The sequence below is a fragment of the Streptomyces sp. ADI96-02 genome (genome assembly GCF_003846185.1).
GTDB lineage: Bacteria > Actinomycetota > Actinomycetes > Streptomycetales > Streptomycetaceae > Streptomyces.
The window spans coordinates 4379284-4398495 of record NZ_ML123034.1; the positions used below are offsets into that span (position 1 = coordinate 4379284).

Annotated in this window: 13 protein-coding genes and 2 pseudogenes; 13 read left to right on the forward strand and 2 right to left on the reverse strand. The window is 71.9% G+C overall.

Annotation, left to right across the window (positions count from 1 at the left end; translation table 11 throughout):
• From EES43_RS19445 to EES43_RS19490, 10 genes and pseudogenes are all read left to right on the forward strand, one after another.
• Positions 1-1013, forward strand: a pseudogene (locus EES43_RS19445) (DUF234 domain-containing protein); the annotation flags it as partial.
• A gap of 1364 nt (positions 1014-2377) precedes the next feature.
• Positions 2378-3316: an RICIN domain-containing protein gene (locus tag EES43_RS31465; protein ID WP_241192476.1), complete on the forward strand. Its 939-nt coding sequence runs from the start codon at positions 2378-2380 to the stop codon at positions 3314-3316.
• Between the two features lie 297 nt (positions 3317-3613).
• Entirely contained in the window at positions 3614-4303 is a 690-nt protein-coding gene (locus EES43_RS19455) for a type 1 glutamine amidotransferase domain-containing protein (RefSeq protein ID WP_124269883.1), read from the forward strand.
• Positions 4304-4355: 52 nt separating this feature from the next.
• On the forward strand, positions 4356-4679 hold the full coding sequence (locus EES43_RS19460; RefSeq protein ID WP_124269884.1) for a putative quinol monooxygenase: 324 nt from the start codon (positions 4356-4358) through the stop codon (positions 4677-4679).
• A gap of 229 nt (positions 4680-4908) precedes the next feature.
• On the forward strand, positions 4909-5661 hold the full coding sequence (locus tag EES43_RS19465) for a GntR family transcriptional regulator (protein WP_124269885.1): 753 nt from the start codon (positions 4909-4911) through the stop codon (positions 5659-5661).
• Positions 5662-5678: 17 nt separating this feature from the next.
• Positions 5679-6689: pseudogene (locus tag EES43_RS19470) on the forward strand (hypothetical protein); the annotation flags it as partial.
• Between the two features lie 187 nt (positions 6690-6876).
• Positions 6877-7077, forward strand: coding sequence for an SPOR domain-containing protein (locus tag EES43_RS19475; RefSeq protein WP_124269886.1), 201 nt, complete (start codon positions 6877-6879; stop codon positions 7075-7077).
• Between the two features lie 136 nt (positions 7078-7213).
• Positions 7214-7675, forward strand: coding sequence for an NUDIX hydrolase (locus EES43_RS19480; protein ID WP_124269887.1), 462 nt, complete (start codon positions 7214-7216; stop codon positions 7673-7675).
• A gap of 170 nt (positions 7676-7845) precedes the next feature.
• Positions 7846-8436: an ATP-binding protein gene (locus EES43_RS19485; RefSeq protein ID WP_346774300.1), complete on the forward strand. Its 591-nt coding sequence runs from the start codon at positions 7846-7848 to the stop codon at positions 8434-8436.
• Between the two features lie 193 nt (positions 8437-8629).
• Entirely contained in the window at positions 8630-11194 is a 2565-nt protein-coding gene (locus EES43_RS19490; RefSeq protein ID WP_206430199.1) for a SpoIIE family protein phosphatase, read from the forward strand.
• A gap of 156 nt (positions 11195-11350) precedes the next feature.
• Here the strand turns inward: EES43_RS19490 and EES43_RS19495 are convergent, their stop codons facing one another.
• Both EES43_RS19495 and EES43_RS19500 read right to left on the reverse strand, forming a co-directional pair.
• The gene (locus tag EES43_RS19495; protein ID WP_124269890.1) at positions 11351-12064 is read right to left on the reverse strand and encodes a PspA/IM30 family protein; all 714 of its coding nucleotides are present in this window, start codon (positions 12062-12064) and stop codon (positions 11351-11353) included.
• Positions 12065-12347: 283 nt separating this feature from the next.
• Positions 12348-14465: a TPM domain-containing protein gene (locus tag EES43_RS19500; protein ID WP_124269891.1), complete on the reverse strand. Its 2118-nt coding sequence runs from the start codon at positions 14463-14465 to the stop codon at positions 12348-12350.
• Positions 14466-14726: 261 nt separating this feature from the next.
• On the opposite strand from EES43_RS19500, the gene EES43_RS19505 reads away from it, so the two are divergent.
• From EES43_RS19505 to EES43_RS30705, 3 genes are all read left to right on the forward strand, one after another.
• On the forward strand, positions 14727-16208 hold the full coding sequence (locus EES43_RS19505) for a glycosyltransferase (protein ID WP_124269892.1): 1482 nt from the start codon (positions 14727-14729) through the stop codon (positions 16206-16208).
• Between the two features lie 6 nt (positions 16209-16214).
• Positions 16215-17840, forward strand: a complete 1626-nt coding sequence (locus EES43_RS19515) for a DUF6056 family protein (protein WP_241192477.1) — start codon at positions 16215-16217, stop codon at positions 17838-17840.
• Positions 17841-18312: 472 nt separating this feature from the next.
• The coding region (locus EES43_RS30705; protein WP_164493204.1) for an MmcQ/YjbR family DNA-binding protein at positions 18313-19212 on the forward strand (900 nt) is incomplete at its 3' end.

Here is a 19212-nt window from a genome sequence, read left to right on the forward strand (position 1 = left end):
CTCCGGGTGGAGCGGGTTGTGCCGTGCCAGGGCGATCACTCCGGCGGTCCCCGGGGCTGAGGCCGCCTCCGCATGTGATGGAGGCTCTGAACAGCTATGGACGCCCCTTCCATCAGCGCGGCCGGGAGATGGTGCTGGGGCCGCTGAACCCCGCCGAGGTGGGGCGGATGCTCGGGCTGGATCCGGCGGAAGCCTTCGACGCCGCGCTGGTCACCGGCGGGCTGCCGCTGATCTGCGCGGAGTGGCCGCGGGGCGCGGGGCTGTGGGACTTCCTCGACGAGGCGCTGAGCGACCCGGTCTCGGCCCTGCTGGTGTCGGCCGAACGTTCGCTGGCTGCCGAATTTCCCCCGCAGGCTCAAGCGCGTACGGTGCTGGCGGCTATCGGCAGTGGTCAGCGGACCTTCACCAACATCGCTCGGGCAGCCGGCGGAATCGGGGCCACGCCGCTGCAACGAGCGCTGGAGTTGCTCACGGACAAGCGGATCATCGCCGCGGAGCTGCCCGTATCGCTGCGTCCGTCTAAGGATCGCCGCTACCGGGTGGCAGATCCCTACCTGCGGTTCTGGCTGCACCTGCTCGGCCCCTCCATGGAGGAGATCGAGCGAGGGCGGGGCGATCTGACCTCGGCGCGGATCCGGGAGAGCTGGACCAGTTGGCGCGGCCGGGCTGTTGAGCCGCTCATCCGCGAGGCGCTCGCCCGGATACTGCCCGACGACCAGCTCCCCGCAGCCCCCGCAGTGGGCGGCTACTGGACCCGGACCAACGACGTCGAGATCGACGTCATTGGTGCGGACCGGGCCCCCGTCGCCAAGGAGCTGTTCTTCCTCGGCTCCATCAAGTGGCTGGAGCAGTCACCCTTCGACCGGCACGACCTGGCAGCTCTCCATCGACACTGGGCCGCCCTCACCGACCAACCCGTTCCCGTCGTGGCGGTCTCGCGCAGCGGCGTCGACTCTCCGGGCCTCGACGCGACTTACGGCCCCGGTGACTTGCTGACCGCTTGGCCGCTGTGAGTGGCGGATCGCAGGCGGGGCGCGGGAGTTCGTGAGCGCGATTGGGCCACAGCGGTCAGCGCGGTGCGCCCATGTCGAACTGGGCCGGCGCGCGGTGGAGGAGGGATACGCTACCGAGGCCGGGACCGCTGAGGAGCGGGTGCGCCCCGGGCGCGAGGTGGCGGAAGAGAACTGATCGATGGAACGCCAAGGCGGCCGACAGCGTCTACCTCGAAGGAGCGTCATCTCCCGCCGGTGTGCGGACGGTGCGTCAGGAACGTCGTACGTCGTCACGTATCACGCCCCGTCACATCATGGAGGGACGCCTGATTCAGAGGTCTGCGGCAGCAGACTCCCCCCTGATGAGGGTGAGTTCGAAAGGATGGACCGTGTCTTCTGTCTCTGGAGTGCCCGCCGGTGAGTGAGCACGACGACAGGTCTGTCCCGGAAGCGTCTCCCGCGCCCCGGCCCGAGCCGCTGCCCGCCGTCGAGGACACCGAGGCGATAGCGGTGTACGGGCGCACGGCCACCGAAACCACCGGACCCGCCGGAATGCGCCGCCGAGTCGACGGGCGGGGACGAAGGAGCCCAGGACCGGGTCCTGGCCCTGCCGGAACCGCCCCCGCACGCGATCGAGGCCGCCCCGGGGACCCCCTTCCGGGTGCTGGGCGTCCGTCGTGACAGCCGGGCCGTGACGCGACACCGAACCCAGACATGAGTAAGGAGATTCCATGGCACGTGACCATGATCCTTCCCGCCGCATACCACCGCGGTCGGGCACATCCGCTGAAGCGGGAGCCTCCGGGAACTCCGGGAGCTCCGCGAAGCCAGGGCGGTCCGGGAAGCCCGAGCCGTCCGGGAGTTCGCCGGAGTCGGTCCGCCGGGCGGGGATCACGCCGGGAACGGCCGGCGCCCCCGGTGACGCCCTGACGCCGGACGTCGGACGACGTGCCCTTACGAACGAGTCCTCCGCGGACTCCGCCCGCTCGACCGCCGGTACGAAGAGCCCCGAGCGCGAGGATCCGGAGAGCGACGGCCCGGAGAGCAAGGGCCCGGAGAACACGGATCCGGGGAGCGACGGCCCGGAGAGCAACGGTCCCGAAGGCGAGGACGCCCGGAAGAGGGCTTCGGAGCGTGCGGAGGCCGGCGGGGCCACCCGTACCGCCGTGCGAGGCATCGGCACCCCGAAGGCGTCGGACAAGGGCACGTCCGAACCGGCCGGGTCCGCAGCCGACTCCGAAGCCACCTCGGCGTCTTCCGCCACCTCGGTTCCTGGCGCGTCCACGGCGTCCGCCGCGTCCACGGCGTCCGCCTCCGCCCCCTCCTCGGCTCCTGCCGGGGCCCGGGCGGGCGGTCGACCCGCCGGAGCGTTCCCGGACGCCGCCGTGGCCGTCGCAGCGGTCGCCCGCGGTGGCGGCGGCAAGGGCGCGGCTTCGCGTGCGGACGGCGAACCGCTCGGCAGCCGTCCCAAGAAGCCGATTCTGGCGGCGGCGGCGATCGTCGGCGCGATCCTGATCGCGGTCCCGTTCCTCGTGGCGGGACAGGACGACGGCGAGGGCGAGCGGACCCGGACGCAGAACGCGGCCGGCACGGTTCTGGACACCGAACGCTCCACCGTTCCGGGCATCTACACCACCAAGTCACCGGCCCCAGCGGTCGAGCCCGGCCAGGAGAAGGGGAAGTCCAAGGAGCTGGAGAAGGGGGAGCCGGCCGCTCCGGCGCTCCAACAGCAAGCACCGGGGTCGTCGCCGAGCGCGTCCGAGGACAAGGCCAAGGCCAAGGCCAAGGCCAAGGCCAAGGCCAAGAAGAAGCCCAAGGTCAACGCGATGGCCGGGGCCGAGAGGCTCCGCCAGTGGGCCAACGGCCGCTCCGGCGTGCAGAACACCGTGATCAAGAACGCGGCGACCGGCCGGTGCGTGGACCTCGCGGGCTACGGCAAGGGCAAGATCAACGACCCGGTCACCCAGTACCAGTGCAACAGCACGACCGGCGACAACCAGCTGTGGAGCCTGGACATCGCTGTCACGCGCGGCGGGCCCCAGAACTCGCCCCTCTTCCTGATCCGCAACAGCAAGGACGGGCTGTGCCTGGACCTCGGCGAGTACGGAGCGAGGGCGGCGGGCACCCGGATCGGCGAGTTCTACTGCGACGCGACCGGCGACAACCAGCTCTGGTGGCTCGACCCCCGTGGGGACGGGACGAACTGGATTCGTAACGTCGCCAGCTACGACCTGTGCCTGCGCCCGGTCGGCGGCGCGGGCGCGGGCGACGACGCCCGGCTCGAAATCGCCGCGTGCGGTTCCGGCGACCGCTGGGTTGTCTGACGCTCCACCCCCGACGGCGACCGGACGTCCCCGGTTCCGCGATGCACTCGACCGCACCGCGGAACCGGGGACGTCCTCGTCGGTGGCGCCTCTCCTGCCGCCCTCCTGCCGCCTCTTCCGCTTCCTTCTCACCGCTCTCTCAGCACTCCGTATGCCCTGAGCCATCGATTTTCCTATGGCAGACCTGGTGCTTTTGCATTGGTTTTCTATTGCTCTGTCGCTCTACCGTGCAGGGACCAGCGGGACCCGAAGGTGTGGGGCCCGTGCAGCGACGGCACTCGAACGCAGGAGATCTCCATGCCCGGCACCCGTAAGGTTCTGCTCGCCCTGACCAGCCACGACCGGCTCGGCGACACCGGTCGTCCCACCGGCTTCTACCTTTCCGAGGCCGCGCACCCGTGGAAGGAGCTCACGGACGCCGGTTTCGAGGTCGACCTGGTCTCGGTGCTGGGCGGGCGTCCGCCGATGGACGGTGCGGATCTGTCCGACCCCGTGCAGAAGGCGTTCCTCGACGACCCGGACATCGCCCGCAAGCTGGCGTCCACCCCGCGCCCCCAGGACGTCGACCCCGCCGACTACGAGGCCATCCTCTACGTCGGCGGCCACGGCACCATGTGGGACTTCCCCGGGGCCACCGGCCTGACCCGGATCGCCCGCGCCGTCTACGAAGCGGGCGGGGCCGTCGCGGCGGTGTGCCACGGTCCGGCCGGTCTCGTCGAACTCACGCTGTCCGACGGCTCCTACCTGGTCGACGGTAAGAACGTGGCAGCCTTCACCAACACCGAGGAAGCGGCGGCGGGCCTCACCGACATCGTGCCGTTCCTGCTCCAGAGCACCCTTGAGGAGCGCGGTGCGCGGCACACCGGCGCCGCCGACTTCCAGGCGCACGTGGTCGTCGACGGCCGGCTCGTCACCGGGCAGAACCCGGCCTCGGCCACCGGCGTGGGCAAGGCCCTCGTCACGGTCCTGTCCGAGCCGGAGGCGTGACGGCGCTCCCTCGGAAAGCCGCCCCCGGCCCACGACAGAACGGATCGAACCGATGAACACCCCCGACGCCGCCTGGCCCCTCGCGGACGCCCGCCCCGGCGAGATCGTCGTCATCGCCCGCTGGACACTGGACCCGGAACACCGGGACACCGTCCGCGCCGCGCTCGCGGAGCTGATCGACGCCTCCCGCGCCGAGCCCGGGTGCCTGGGCTACCAGTCGTACGACGATCACGGCGCGATCGTTCTCATCGAGAGGTACGCCGGCCCCGACGCCCTGCAAGCGCACCGCGACAGCGACCACTTCCGGCGTACGGCCCAGCAGCGGATCGTCCCGCTGCTGACGGAGCGCCAGGTCGTGGTCACGACCGTCGGCTGAACTCCACCGGGTGCGCTCGGCCGGCCCTGTACGCGTACGGGGTCGGCCGCCGTGTCGGCCAGGCGCAATCGGGGCAGAAAAACGTCCGGGAGTGCCCTGGTCTACACGTGTGACCTGTGCATGGGCGGGTACCGCTTCATCACATCAGGTGAAACCTTGGCCCATGCTTGCGGTGCACAACCCACGGTTGTCAGTCTGTTGCAGAACGTCAACCTGTTGGGAGTGGCCTGTGACTTTCGGTGAGCAGCCCGCCTATCTGCGCGTGGCGAGCGATCTGCGGGAGAAGATCGTCAACGGCGCGCTGCCGCCTCATACCCGCCTGCCGTCGCAGGCCCGTATCCGCGAGGAGTACGGGGTCTCGGACACCGTGGCCCTGGAGGCGCGGAAGGTTCTGATGGCCGAGGGGCTGGTCGAGGGGCGGTCCGGTTCCGGTACGTACGTGCGCGAGCGCCCCGTCCCGCGCCGGATCGCCCGCTCCGGCTACCGGCCCACCAAGGGCGCCAGCCCGTTCCGGCAGGAGCAGACGGCCGACGGAGCGCGCGGGACGTGGGAGTCCCGCAGCGAGCAGGAGGGGGCGAGCGTCGAGATCGCCGAGCGGCTGGGCATCGAGCCGGGGGACCGGGTGATGCGGACGCACTACGTCTTCCGGGAGGCGGGCGAGCCGATCATGCTCTCCACCTCGTGGGAGCCGCTGGCCGTCACCGGCCGTACGCCCGTGATGCTCCCGGAGGAGGGGCCGCTGGGCGGGTGCGGAGTGGTCGACCGGATGGCCGCGATCGACATCGTCGTGGACAACGTCGCCGAAGAGGTCGGCGCGCGCCCGGGGCTGGCGGAGGAGCTTCTGGCGCTCGGCGGCGTGCCGGGCCACGTCGTGATCGTCATCGGACGCACCTACTACGCGTCGGGCCGGGCCGTGGAGACGGCCGACGTCGTGGTGCCCGCCGACCGGTACCGGATCGCCTACCACCTGCCCGTCCGCTGACGGATATCGGAGCGCGGACGCTGATCGTCATCCCGATCGTCTTCCGCGGTATGGGTGCGCTGGCCAAGGTGCAGGCGTGGACGCGCCGGTGTGGATCGTCGGGATGGTGCTCCCGTTCGTGGTGCTCGCTTTCGAGTCGCCCGAGTCCTTAGGCGCGTTCACCTCCTTCGGCGGCACGGAGGGCGCGGGCTCCGGCTTCTCCTGGCTCGCCTTCGGGCTCGGTACGGGCGTGGCCCTCTCGCTCATCGCCCAGATCGGCGAGCAGCCGCCGGACCGCGCTGGGTCGTCATCGGGGCCGCCAAACAGATCGGCGGCGCGCTGCTCGCTGTCGTGGTCGAACTTCTTCTCCCGGATCACCCACCGGCACCCGGGCCGGGTCTGGTACGTCTTCCTCGACCTCGACCTCGACCTCGACCTCGACCTCGACCTCAACCTCGCCATCGCGCTGACGCTGATGGAGATGAACATGTTCGCGGCCCTCAACAAACTGCTGGGCTTCCACTCCAACGTGGGCATCGCCTGGATCGTGGCCGTCGCCGCCGACCTCGTCATCAACGAGCGGATCGGGCTCAGCCCTCCGTACATCGAGTTCAGGCGCGCCTACCTGTACGCGGTGAACCCGGCGGGGCTTCGGCGCGATGGTGATCGCCTCGACCGTGTCGGTTCTGGCCTTCTTCGGGCTGTTCGGCGCTTACCCGCAGGCGTTCTCCACGTTCGTCGCGGCCGGACTCTCCCTGGTCCTCTGCCCGTTGATGGCCTGGGCGACGAAGGGGCGCTACCACTTCGCGCGCCTGAACCCGGTGAACGGGCCGGACGCCCATGTCGACGACATCACCGCCACCCACACCTGCGCCGACTGCGAGACCGCCTACGAGCTGCCCGACATCGCCGACTGCCCGGTGCGGTCGGGGCCGGTCTGCTCGCTGTGCTGCTCACTGGACGCCCACTGCGGCGACGCCTGCCGCAAGGGCGCGGCGGGCGGCCCGGTGCCGATGCCGACGCCGAGCGTGCGAAGGGCGGCCGGCTGACCTCTCCCGCGGTCGGAACCCGGGGGCGCATCGCCTGAACGCGCCCCCGGGCGACATGGCCGGATGCGTATCTCTTTGTGTAAAGACGCCTGCACTGAGTGAAGGTCAGGCGTACGCTCGGGCATATGCGTACAGCGGTTTCCTGGGGATCCTTAGAGACGTGCACGCCGGTGGGGAGAGGGGCGACATGCGGGGGAGCGACACGATGAGCGACAGCGGCGCGGTGCTCCCCTGGCTGGTGATACGGCAGGACGAGAGCGGCAACCGCTATCGCATCGGCAGATATGCCACGCAGGCGGAGGCGCAGCGGGTCGCCGACGGCCTCGACGACCGCAGGCACCAACAGGTGTACCGGGTGGAGCGCGCGGGCCAGAGCGCCCGACCCTGAGCGCACGACCATGAGAAGCCTGGCCGTGAGAGGCCCGACCGTGAAGGCCCGATCCTGAGCGACGACCGGCCCGGGGCCCCGCCGCGCACGCGGTAGGGTCCCGCCCGACCGGTATGTGGCGAGCGAGGGCGGGAAGATGTCGGTGCTGATCGACACGGTGGCGTGGGTGCGGATCGAGGACGGCAGGATTCTCTGCGCCCGCCCGCGGGGCAAGGACGTCTTCTACATCCCGGGCGGCAAGCGCGAGGGTACGGAGACGGATCTGGAGACCCTTCTGCGCGAGGTGGAGGAGGAGCTGACGGTCAGCCTGATCCGCGAGACCGTCGTCCACGCCGGTACGTACGAGGCGCCCGCCCACACGGAGGCCGACACGGGCGTCGACACGGGCGTCGACGCGGACGCCCGCGGGCAGGACGACACGGACGCCGCCCCGGTCCTGGTCCGGATGAGCTGCTACTACGGCGACTACCGCGGCACGCTCGCCGCCAGCAGCGAGATCGAGGAAGTGGCGTGGTTCTCCTTCGCCGACCGATCGCTCGTACCGCCCGTGGACCAGCTCCTCTTCGACGACCTCAAGGCCGCGGGCCAACTGCGCTGAGCTGCCGGGGCGGTTGCCGCCGGAGGCTCGCGCGGGCCGTTGGAGCCGGGTACGGCCGTCCGTAGCAAACGCCGCCGAGGTCGGCATTAAGCCCGAATTGGTGGGTATGTGATGATTGATCCCCTTGTTTCGAGGGGGGTGCCCGCGGTCGTCCCTGGGAAGTGATCGGCGTGATCGATACCGAAGGCGACTGCGCCGAGTGGACCTTCCCCGCAGTCCCCGGATCGGTGCGCACCGCACGGCACTCCGTACGTGACGCATTGCACACCTGGGGGATCGACTCGGGGGTCGGGGATCTGACCGTGCTCCTCGTGAGCGAACTGGTGACCAATTCCCTGCGTTACGCGTCCGGCCCCATCGGCGTACGGCTGGTCCGTCCCCTCCCCGACGGCGACGGCGACGGGGACGGCTATGGCGGCAGCGACGGCGGCGGTTCCGCGAGTCCCGCCGGTGTTCCCTCCGCCGGCCCCTCCCATACCTCCTCCCGCACCCTCTCCGGCACTCTCACCGACGGCCTCTCCGGGGGCCTTTCCGAGGGCATTTCCTCCGGAATCAGCCTGGACGCCCGCCCCTCCACGCCCCCCGGGCTGCTGGTGGAAGTCTCCGATCCCCTCCCGGACGCACCCACCGAACGCAGTGCGGGACCCGACGACGAAAGCGGCCGAGGGCTCCAGCTGGTGGCCTGTTCCGCGCGCCGTTGGGGTACGCGTCGGGGAAAGAGCGGCAAGACGGTGTGGTTCGAGCTGGCTCTCCCTGGTTAGGAGTGCAGAGGGACGCACAGCGATCACCAGAGGTCGGGCAGGACCTGGCTGAAAGGGACTGAGACCGTGCTGTGATCGTGAACGCCGTGTCGGTCGGGGCCGTAGTGCTGAATACTGCGGGCAGGACCGGTCCGGTGTGTGAGCTGGAGGGGACGGTCGCGTGAGCGAAATACCTGGGACAACGGGCGACGTCGTGTGGCAGAGCAGTCCGCCCGGCTCGATTTACGACTACATCAGGGTCGCCTCCTTCTCGATCGGCCCCGACGGTCTGATCGAGCAGTGGAGCAGCCGGGCCGCCGGTCTGTTCGGCATGGCCGCGCGCGAGGCGATAGGCCGCGACCCGGTCGACGCCTTCATGCCCGCCGAGCTGCGCGCGGACGGCCGTCGCCGGGTCGGGGAGATCCTGGACGGCAGGGAGTGGACCGGACTGGTCCCGTTCCGGATGCCGGGCGAGGGCGGCGCGCACGGCGTCGCCGAGGTCTATGTGATGCCGAGCCTGACGGCCGGCGGTGAGCGCGGCGCGCTCTGTCTCGTCGTCGACGTACGGGCGTTGCGGAGGATCGAGACCGACCTTGCCGCCTCGCAGGCCATATTCGGCCAATCTCCTTTCGGTTTTGTACTGTTCGGCACGGACTTCGCCGTCGTACGGGCCAACCAGCGCTTCGCCACCGTCTTCGGCGGGGCCGCCGACGACCACCGGGGCCGCACGGTCGAGGACTACCTCCCGCGGCCGGAGGCCGACCGGCTCTCCGCCACCCTGAAGCGCGTCCTGGAGACGGGCGAGTCCGTCACCGACCTCCAGCTCATCGGCACCGCACCCGGCGGCACGGAGCGCCGCCACTGGTCCATGAACCTCTACCGGGTGCACAGCGGAGCCGGCCGGCCCGTCGGCATCGCCGGTCTGGCCACCGATGTGACCCGCCGCCACATCGCGGCCCGCGAAGCCGCCAGCGCCCGCCGCAACCTCGCCCTCCTGAACGAGGCGAGCGCCCGGATCGGCAATTCGCTCGACCTGGAGACCACCGCCCGCGAACTCCTCGACGTCGCCGTCCCCGGCTTCTGCGACCTGGCCGCCGTCGACCTCTACCAAGGTCTGCTCAGCGGGGACGAGGCGCCGCCCGGCAGCTGGGCGCCCCCGCACCGCGACTTCGGCGGCGGCTCGGCCGAGCTGCGCCGGGTGGCCCACGCCAGCGCCGTGTCCGACGCCCTGCCGACCGCCGTCGCCGGCAGCGGGCCGCCCGGCCCCGACGACGTGCCGCCCGCCCTCGGCTCCGTCCACCGCTTCCCGTTCGGCTCGCCCTGCGCCGCCGCCCTGCGCTCCGGACACGTCGAGGACGTCCCGGGCGACGAGATGGGCTTCGTGCAGTCGACGCTCGCCGTGCCGATGGTGGCGCACGACACCGTCGTCGGGCTCGTCCAGTTCTCCCGGACGAAGGGCAGCGAACCGTTCGGCGAGCGGGACCGTGCGCTGGCCACCGAACTGGCCGCCCGCGCCGCCGTCTGCATCGACAACGCCCGCCTCTACCGCCGCGAACACGAACGCGCCCTGATACTCCAGCGCAGCCTGCTGCCGCCCGGCGACCCCGAGGCCGCCGGGCTCGACATCGCCTGCCGCTACCTGCCGGGCAACACGGCCACCGAGGTCGGCGGCGACTGGTTCGACGTCATCGAGCTGCCCGGACACCGTACGGCCCTGGTCGTCGGCGACGTCATGGGCCGCGGGCTGCGGGCCGCCGTCGCGATGGGCGAACTGCGCACCGCCGTACGGACCCTGGCCCTCCTGGACCTGGAGCCCGCCGAAGTCCTCTCCGCCCTGGACGAGGTCGCGCGGGGCCTCGGCTCGCCGGGCGGCGGCAGCGGCGGCGCCCTCGGCGGCAGCGGCGGCTCCCAGTGGCCGTCCCGCGCGGCGCAGAAGTCGCGGGAGGCCGACCTCTCGGAGGTCTACCTGGCGACCTGCGTCTACGCGGTCTACGACCCGGTCACCCGCCGCTGCACCTTCGCCAACGCCGGCCACCTCCCGCCGGCCGTCGTCGAACCGGGCCGCCCCGCCCGCCTCATCGACGTACCGCCCGGCATGCCGCTCGGCGTCGGCGGCGAGCCGTTCGAGGAGGTCGAGGTCGAACTGGCCGAGAACGCCCTGCTCACCCTCTACACCGACGGCCTCGTCGAGTCCCGCGACCAGCCGCTGGACGAGGGGCTGGCGGCCCTGCGCACGGTCCTGACCGGCCCGCAGATGGGGCTGGAGGCCGCCTGCGACCACGTCCTGACCACCCTGGACACCCGACACGGCGAGGACGACATCGCCCTGCTGATGGCCCGCATCCAGGGACTGCCCGAAGAGGCGGTCGGGGACTGGAAGCTGCCGCGCGAGCCCCGTTCGGTCGGGCGCGCCCGCGATCTGGCCCGTTCCCAGCTCCTCGCCTGGGACCTGGACGACCTGGTGGACACCACCGAACTCCTGGTCAGCGAGCTGGTCACCAACGCCCTGCGCTACAGCGAGGGCGAGATCCGGCTGCGGCTGCTGCGCGACCGCACGCTCGTCTGCGAGGTGTGGGACGCCGGTCTGGTGCAGCCGCGCCGCCGCCGGGCCCGCGACACCGACGAGGGCGGGCGCGGGCTGCAACTGGTCGGGCTGCTCAGCGCCGCCTGGGGCTCGCGCCGGACCCCGCGCGGCAAGACCGTCTGGTTCGAACTGGCCCTGCCCGACGGGGCTCCGGCCGCGGAACTCTCCGTGGAGCAGCTGCTGAGCATGTACTGACCTCGGCCCCGACCTCGGCCCCGACCTCGGCCCCGACCTCGGCCCCGACCTCGATCCGCTGAGCCGGTACGGACCCTGACCTGCCGGTCGGGTACAGCGCGTACAGCAGGTACGGACCCGCGCCCAGGCGCGTGCCCGGACGCCGGCGGCGGACGGTTACGAGCCCGCCTTCAGCGCCGCCAGCCGGGCCGCCACCTCCGCGCTGTCGCCGAGGCCGTCCAACCGCTCGAACTGTGCGTCCAGCGAGGAGGCGGCCAGCTCCTGCCTGCCCGCCGCCTTCGCCTCCTCGCGCCGCACCTTTTCCTCGAACCGGCTCAGCTCACTGGTCGGGTCGAGGACGTCGACGCTCTTCACGGCGTCCATCATGTGGTTCTGCGCCCGGGCGGACGTGGCGCGTGCCACCAGCTCGTCCCGTTCGGCCGTCAGCTGCGACAGCTTGGCGTGCATCTGGTCCAGGCCCGCCTTGAGCTTGTCCACCACCTCCGTCTGCGAGGCGATCGTCGGCTCCGCCGTCCTGGCCTCCTGCTCCGACTGGAGCTGACGGCCCAGCGCCACCTTCGCCAGGTTGTCGAACGTGTCCGCCTCCGCGACCGACCCCGCCGCGCGCAGTTCGTCGGCCTTCCGGCTCGCCGCCAGCGCCTTGCGGCCCCACTCGGCGGCGGCGGACACGTCCTCCGCGTGGTCCTGCTCCATCAGCCGGAGGTTGCCGATGGTGGCGGCGACCGCCTGCTCGGCCTCGGCGATGTTGTTCGTGTAGTCGCGGATCAGCTGGTCCAGCATCTTCTGCGGGTCCTCGGCCTGGTCCAGCAGGGCGTTGACGTTGGCCTTCGCGAGCTGGGTGACGCGGCCGAGGATCGTCTGCTTGGTCATGGCACGGCTCCTTGCGGGTCGGGTCGGGTCGGGTCGGGTCGGGTCGGTTCGGTTCGGGTGGCCAGGGAAGTCGGGGGACGCGGGAGGCGGGAGGCGGCGCAGGAGCACGCCCGGCCGTTCCAGGAGCCCCACCGGGCCGTCCGGAAGCGCTCCAGAAGCGCCCGCCGGACCATCCAGAAGCGCCCACCCGGCCGTCCCGAAGCGCCCACCCGGCCGTCCCGAAGCGCCCACCCGGCCGTCCCGAAGCGCCCGCCGGACCGTCCCGAAGCGCCCGCCGGGCCGTTCAGAAGCGCCCGCCTCCGCCGCGGCGGCCCCGGGTCCCGCCGCCGCCGAAACTGCCCGGACCGCCGCCGCCGAAGCCGCCCGCCCGGCCGCCTCCGCCCGGCCCGCCGCCGAAGCCGCCGCCCGTACCGCCGCCGAACAGGCCGCCGAGGAGGATGCCGCCGAGTACCGCGCCGCCCATGCCGCCGCCTCCGCCCCGTACACCGCCCGGACCGTGGAGGGAGCCGAAGCCGCGTACGTCCTGCTCGGCCAGGGCCAGCGCCTGCCCGGCCAGCGCGTCGGCCCGCTGCGCCTCGGCCAGAGCCGCCTGCACGTCGCCCGCGGACAGCTCCCGGGCCCGCTCCCAGCGCCGTTGCGCCTCCGCGAGCCGGGTCCGGGCCTGGCTGCCCACCGCACCGCGATGCGTGGTCACGTAGTCGGCCGCCGCCGCGATCGCGGAGCGGGCGGTGAGCATCGCCTGGTCGAGGAGGGTCAGGGCCCGCCTGCCGCCCTGCTCCCGCTCCCGGGCCCCGGCCAGCGCCTCGTCCAGGGCCGTGTCCGCCTCCTCCACCCGGCGCAGCGCGTCGACCGGGTCGTGCGGCCCGGCCGCCATCGCCTCCCGTACGGAGGTGAGCACCGTCTCGGCGCGGGCGATCCGGCCCCGCAGTTCGGCGGTCGAGGCGGCCGGGTCGGCGCCCTGGAGCAGCCCGCCCGCCTCGGCCAGGTCGGTCTCCGTCTCGGTCAGCGCGGCCGGCAGCTTCTCGGCCGCCTCGGCCAGCTCGGCGGCCCGCCGGTCCACCGAGTCGACGAGCGTGGCCGCCTGGCCCACCGCGCCCTCGGCGGCCCGGACGTACACGGCGGCCCGCGCGTTGTCGCCGCCGTCGACCGCACGGCGCGCGCCGTCCAGGGCGGACGTCGTGAAGGCGAGCCGGTCCCGGGCCCGCTCGACGTCCCCGGCGACCGGGTCGGCGGCCGGAGCGCCGTACCGCTCGCGCAGGCGGGCCAGGACCGGTTCCGCAGCGGCCAGACGTTCGGTCAGCTCGCCGAACCGGGTCCCGACGGCGGCCAGCGCCTGCGGGGCGTCGCGTTCCAGGGCGCGCAGCCGGTCGAAGTCCTCGGCGACGGCGTCCAGCCCCTCGTTGGCCGCGGCGCACCGGGTGACGATCTCCTCCAGCATCAGCCGCCGGGTCGCGTCGTTTTCGGGGTGGGCGTCGTCGAGCTGTTGACGCAACCGGAAGGACCTCATCAGCTCGTCCTTCGCCCGGCCGACCGCCTCGGTGAAGGGGGCCGCCGCCTCCTCCCCGAACTGCGCGGTCGCGAAACCCAGCTCCTCCTCGCTGGTGCGCACCGCGTCGTCGGTGTCCACCAGCGCCTCCTTCGCCCGCGCGTCCAGCTCCGGCAGCGGTACCGGCGGCGGAGCCGAGCCGGCCGCCGCCCCGCTCCGGCCCCAGCCGGCGGCGGCCGGAGTCGTGCGCCGGGCCGAGCGCCGCCTGCGCCGGGTGTAGGCGTACGCCGCCACGGCGGCCGCCGCCGCGACCACCGCCACCGGCAGGACGAGGGCGCTCGCGCTGTTCTCGGCCGAGTTGCCGGGGTCGGCGGGGCCGGGGGTGATGGCGGGGGCGGTCACCGGGCGGCCGTCCAGCACGGCCGCGTAACCGTCCGCCGCGCCGATCGCGGCCCCGGACCAGTCGTTCTCCCGCAGCGCGGGCTCGACCGCCGTGTTCGCCACGTCCCGCAGCCGGGCGTCCGTGAGGGGCGAGCCCGCGTCCACCGAGTAGGCGTACCGCCGGTCGCCGGTGGCGACGGACAGCAGTACGTCGTCCTGGCCCAGGCCGTTGCGGCGGGCGGTCTCGTCGCTCCAGGTCTGCCCGGACCGGCCGGAGAAGGAGTTCACGTACACGACGAAGAGCTGGAGGCGGTGTTCCGCGTAGAGCCGGTCGAGGGCGTCGGCCACCGATCCGGCCCGATCGCCGAGGGCGTCGACCCGGTCGGTGATCTGCCCGTCCCGGGACAGCTCCACCGGGTCGTCGGCGCGGGCGGTGACGACGCCGGGGAGCGCCAGCCAGCACACGGCGGACAGCGCGGCGAGCAGGGCGGCGATCAGAGCCCTGCCGGGCACGGTGCTCCGGGTACGGGACACGGGAGACGTCACCTTTGCGAGGCTATGTCTGGTATCTGACCCTCGCGACCCGGCGTGGTGTGCGATGCCCGGTCCTCACCGACCGGCGTTCGGCCGTCCTCCGCGCGCCCCTCGCGCGACCCGTGCGCTGTTCGCGTGAAAGGCGGCGGCGGCCCGTGCGTCGGGAGCCGGATGGGCGGGAGTGCGCAGCCGAATGGGTCGAATGTAGACAAAGGGTCCGATATCGTGCCCTGAGGATCGGCTGCAACCCGGAGGTGTCGCGTGGGGGACCTTCAGCTGTCGGTCGTCGTACCGTGCTTCGACGAGGCCGAGGTGATCGGCGCCTTCCACACGGCGCTGCTCCGCGTCCTGGACGGGCTCGGCGGCACCTTCGAGATCTGCTACGTCGACGACGGCAGCGGCGACCGCACCCGGCAGCGCCTCGGCGTCCTCGCCGCCAAGGACCCCCGGGTGCGCTACACGGCCTTCAGCCGCAACTTCGGCAAGGAGGCAGCCATGCTCGCCGGGCTGCGCATGGCCCGGGGCGCGGCCGTAGTGATCATGGACGCCGACCTCCAGCACCCGCCCGAGCTGATCCCGCGCATGCTCGAACTGCACCGGCTCGGCTACGACCAGGTCATCCCGCGCCGGGACCGCTCGGGCGAGGGCCTGATCCGCAGCGCGCTCAGCCACGCCTACTACGCCGTCGTACGGCACTGCATGGACGTCGAACTCATCGACGGGTCGGGCGACTTCCGGCTGCTGTCCCGGCGGGCCGTCAAGAGCGTCCTCGCGCTGCCCGAGAGCAACCGGTTCTCCAAGGGCATCTTCTCCTGGGTCGGCTTCGACACCGTCAGCTTCCGCTACCGCAACAGCGAACGAGTGGCCGGACGGTCGAAGTGGGGGAGCAGGCGGCTGCTGAACTACGGCATCGACGGACTCCTCTCCTTCAACAACCGCCCGCTGCGCCTCGCCATCTACACCGGCTTCTGGGTCTTCGTCTCGGCGCTGGCCTACGCGGTGTGGACGGTCGTCAGCGTCGTCCTGAACGGCGCGAAGACCCCCGGCTACGCCACCCTGCTCACCGCCGTCGTCGCGCTGAGCGGAATCCAGCTGGTCACCCTCGGCGTGATCGGCGAATACGTCGGCCGGATCTACCACGAGACGAAGCACCGGCCGCCGTACGTGGTGCGCGAGACCGACGAGACGCGTCCGCCGACGAACCGCCCGCTGCCGCCCGCCGGGGCCGTCGCGGCGGTGGACGGAGTCGCAGCGGCGGCGGACGGGGCCGGGCCGGGACGGGCGCGCACCGTGCGCCAGTTCGGCAGTTTCGTCCTCATCGGCTGTGTGAACACCGCCGTCTACCTCGGCGTCTACGCCACGCTGAACCGGTGGATCCCCTATCTGGCCGCCCACGTCGTGGGCTTCGCCGTCGGCGTGGTCTGCTCGTTCCTGCTGAACTCCTACATCACCTGCCGGACGAAACCGACCTGGCACGCGTTCCTGCGCTATCCCGTCTCCAGCGCGGTCAACCTCGTGTTCTCCGGCGTACTGCTCTACGCGGCGGTCGCCGGCCTCGGCATGGACAAGAACATCGCCGCCTTCGCTGCCGGAGTCATCGTCACACCGCTCTCCTTCCTCCTGGCCCGCTGGGCGATCATGTCCGGCCGCAACCACCGCTTGGACGCGGAGAGCCCCGGCGAACCCCTGCCACCACCGCCCGTCGGCCGCTCCCTGTCCTCCCCGTCCGCCGAGGACCGGTGACCGCGCATGAGTGACGGCACACCGGAGACCGCCGTACCGGACCGGCCCGAAGACGGGAACGAGGGCGGCGACCGTGGCGGCGACCGGGGCGTTGACCGGGGTGGCGACCGGGGCGTTGACCGGGGTGGCGACCGGGGCGTTGACCGGGGTGGCGACCGGGGCGGCCGGCCCGCCCGCGGCCGGTCGCGGCAACCGGGCGACGGCCGCCCGGAGAAGCGCCGGTGGACCTCGCTCTGGGTGAGCGCCGTCGCGCTCGTGCCGCTCGCCCTGATCGCCGCCGCCTCCTGGTTCGGGCGCTGGGTGCGGCCCGGCGCGGACGACTGGTGCTTCCTGCCCATCGTGCGCGACGAGGGCGTCGCGGGGCTGGTCGGGAAGTTCTACTTCGACGACAACGGGCGGGTCGCCAACGCGCTGCTGGTCGGCGCCTACGCCGAGTTCCAGGTGGCCGGACACCAGTGGTTCCCGCTGGTCAGCGCGGTGCTGACGCTGGCGGTCCTGTGGGCGGCCACCGTCGCCGCGCTCCGCCGGGCCGAATTCACCGTCCCGCGCGGGCTGCCGCTCCTGGTCGCGGCGATGATGAGCGCGCTCTTCCTGTTCGCCACCGCCAACACGTACAAGACGTTCTACTGGCCGGCCGCCTCCGTCTCGCACACCATGCCTCCGGTGCTGGCCTGCGCCGCGCTGATTCCGCTGCTCACCGCCCGCACCCGCCGGGGACGGGCCTTCGCGCTCGCCGTCGCCCTGATCGCGGGGGCCGTGCTCGCCACCCTGTCCGAGGAGACCGCGATCGTCGTCATCGTGGTGCTGGCGGCCGTGTTCCTGCTGAGCTTCCGCGTCGTCCCGAGCCCGCACCGGGCCTTCCTGCGCCTGTGGTGCGCGGCGGGCGTCGCCGGGACGGTCGCCGGGGCCCTCGTGCTCATCACCTCGCCCGGCTCCGTCAACCGCAGGCACCGGTTCGGGGCGCAGACCGCGTCACTGCTCTCCCCGGAGTCGTTCGCCCGGTCCTTCCACAGTTTCGCCGAGATCACGGCCATCGTCGCCGGCACCTGGCAGTACGTGGGCGCGATCGCCGTGGGCGTACTCCTCGGCCTGCTCTGCCGCCGCACCGACGGGACCGCGCCCCGTCCGTCCGCGCACTGGCCGCTGCTGATCTGCGCCGGGGTGGTCGTCATCCTCGTCTCCGGCTACCTCTGCACGGTCATCGCCTACCCGGTCTTCCGCGACCGGGTGAGCGATCCGAGCGCCAACCGGCTGTGGAACGACTACCTCCTGCTGTACGTGGCCCTGCTCGTCGGGGCGGGCCTGCTGCTGGGCCTCGCCCTCCGCCGTCGCGCGTGGCACACCGGCCCGGTGCGGGCGGCGTGCGCGGTGCTCTGCGTCCTGGCCTGCTTCGGCCCGGCCGTCTCGCTGCTCCGCCTCGACACCGACATGCAGGCACGGGCCGAGAAGTGGGACGCCCAGGACCGCCGGCTGAAGCAGGGAGCGGCGTCCGGCGATCGGGTCCTCCCGTACGACCGGCTGGTCATCAGCGGCATGCTGGAACCGTTCAGCAAGGGCGGAAGCAGCTACTGGCCGGGGGAGTGCGTCGCCCAGTACTACCGGCTCGACCGCGTCACCGACGGGTCCCGCTGAGGGTCGCACCCACTGAGCAGCCCGCCACGGGCGCGGTCCGTGCAGGACCTTGTGCCCATGGCCAAGGACTGTCCAGCAATCCGTGGCAGGTGCGCGACGACAGCTACGGCACCTCGCCGCGTTGTTGGAACATACGCATACGTCCAGTATGCGGAGGCCCGTCCGTTCGGTGACGCACCGCATCCGACACCGCACGCCGATCCACCAGCGATTACGGGACAGCCCTTGGCGCGCGCAAATGTGGGCTGCGGTGGCAGGTCCGGACAGTCGCCGGACCCGGCCGAGGCACCGGTTTCTCCTGGCCGGTGGCGGGAGGGGCTTCTACCGGCCCGGGGCATGCCTTAGGGGGATTCCCTGGGGGCTTGCGGGGGGCGGAGGCGCGACTCTGAGGGCGAAAGCATGTCGCACGCCGGTGGCAGGTGCTGGCGCAGCAAGCGACTTCGTATATCTCCCTGCCCGAAGGTGACCTTCCGTGATCGCCCACAAGTTCTTTCCCCTCGTCGGAGTCGCCGGAGTCCTCGCGATAGGTCTGACGGCGGCTTCCGGTGGAAGCCAGGCCGCGGCTCTGGCCGATCCGGAGCAGCGCCTGGAACTTGAGATAGTCAACGACAGTGATCAGGACATCGATCTCCGTGCTTATATGTCCACTGACAAGGGCAAGGGGTGGACCCGCGGTCAGGAGCATTCCGGTCTTCCGGCACTGCCCAGCGACAAGTTCACCAGCGAGTCCGGGAAGAGCAAGACTTATTCCGTTTTCTTCACGGGCGAGCGCGGTTTCGAGGGCATGGGGCAGCGGATCACCGAGTTCGAGAACTTTATGAATATGCAGGCTGAATCCACATTCACCTCCGAGAAGTCCCAGACCACCCTGAGCCACAAGGGAAAGGTCTACGTGGAGGATGCGTCGAAGAACATCACGGTCAAGGCGGACCCGGCGAACTCGGATGATTTCGATTTTTCTCTCCAGGAAGCCGGAAACCCTGCACCAGGTTTTCACAAGAAGTATCGTCTGTCCGTGTCGAGTGACCCGGTGAACGACGGACGGGCTTCGTCGTTCGGCCTTGATGCCAAGAGGCTCACGTCTTCCGGTCGCGCCGTGTACAAGGTGACCGTGCCGGAGCGGACGCAGAAACTCGCCTCGGTGCCATCCGATCTGAAGATCAGCCCTTACACCGTCATCGGACGGGGACCGCACTCCTCCACGTCCGAGGAGATCGGCAAGGTGGTCCCGGTCGGCAAGCCGAGGGTGGACCACGCCGCCAAGACCCTCACCGTTCCGAAGGCGACCTTCTTCTTCGAGTACCCGGAGGGCTACTTCCCGCAGTACTTCCTGACGGTCCTGGACGAATTCGGCACGGGCGGCGCGACGGAG

What these genes read in the sequence shown, in the direction of transcription:
- EES43_RS19455 (WP_124269883.1), top strand. Translation starts at nt 3,614, where the DNA reads ATGCCCGGCACCCGTAAGGTTCTGCTCGCCCTGACCAGCCACGACCGG.
- EES43_RS19460 (WP_124269884.1), top strand. Translation starts at nt 4,356, where the DNA reads ATGAACACCCCCGACGCCGCCTGGCCCCTCGCGGACGCCCGCCCCGGC.
- EES43_RS19475 (WP_124269886.1), top strand. Translation starts at nt 6,877, where the DNA reads ATGCGGGGGAGCGACACGATGAGCGACAGCGGCGCGGTGCTCCCCTGG.
- EES43_RS19480 (WP_124269887.1), top strand. Translation starts at nt 7,214, where the DNA reads ATGTCGGTGCTGATCGACACGGTGGCGTGGGTGCGGATCGAGGACGGC.
- EES43_RS19495 (WP_124269890.1), bottom strand. Translation starts at nt 12,064, where the DNA reads ATGACCAAGCAGACGATCCTCGGCCGCGTCACCCAGCTCGCGAAGGCC.
- EES43_RS19515 (WP_241192477.1), top strand. Translation starts at nt 16,215, where the DNA reads ATGAGTGACGGCACACCGGAGACCGCCGTACCGGACCGGCCCGAAGAC.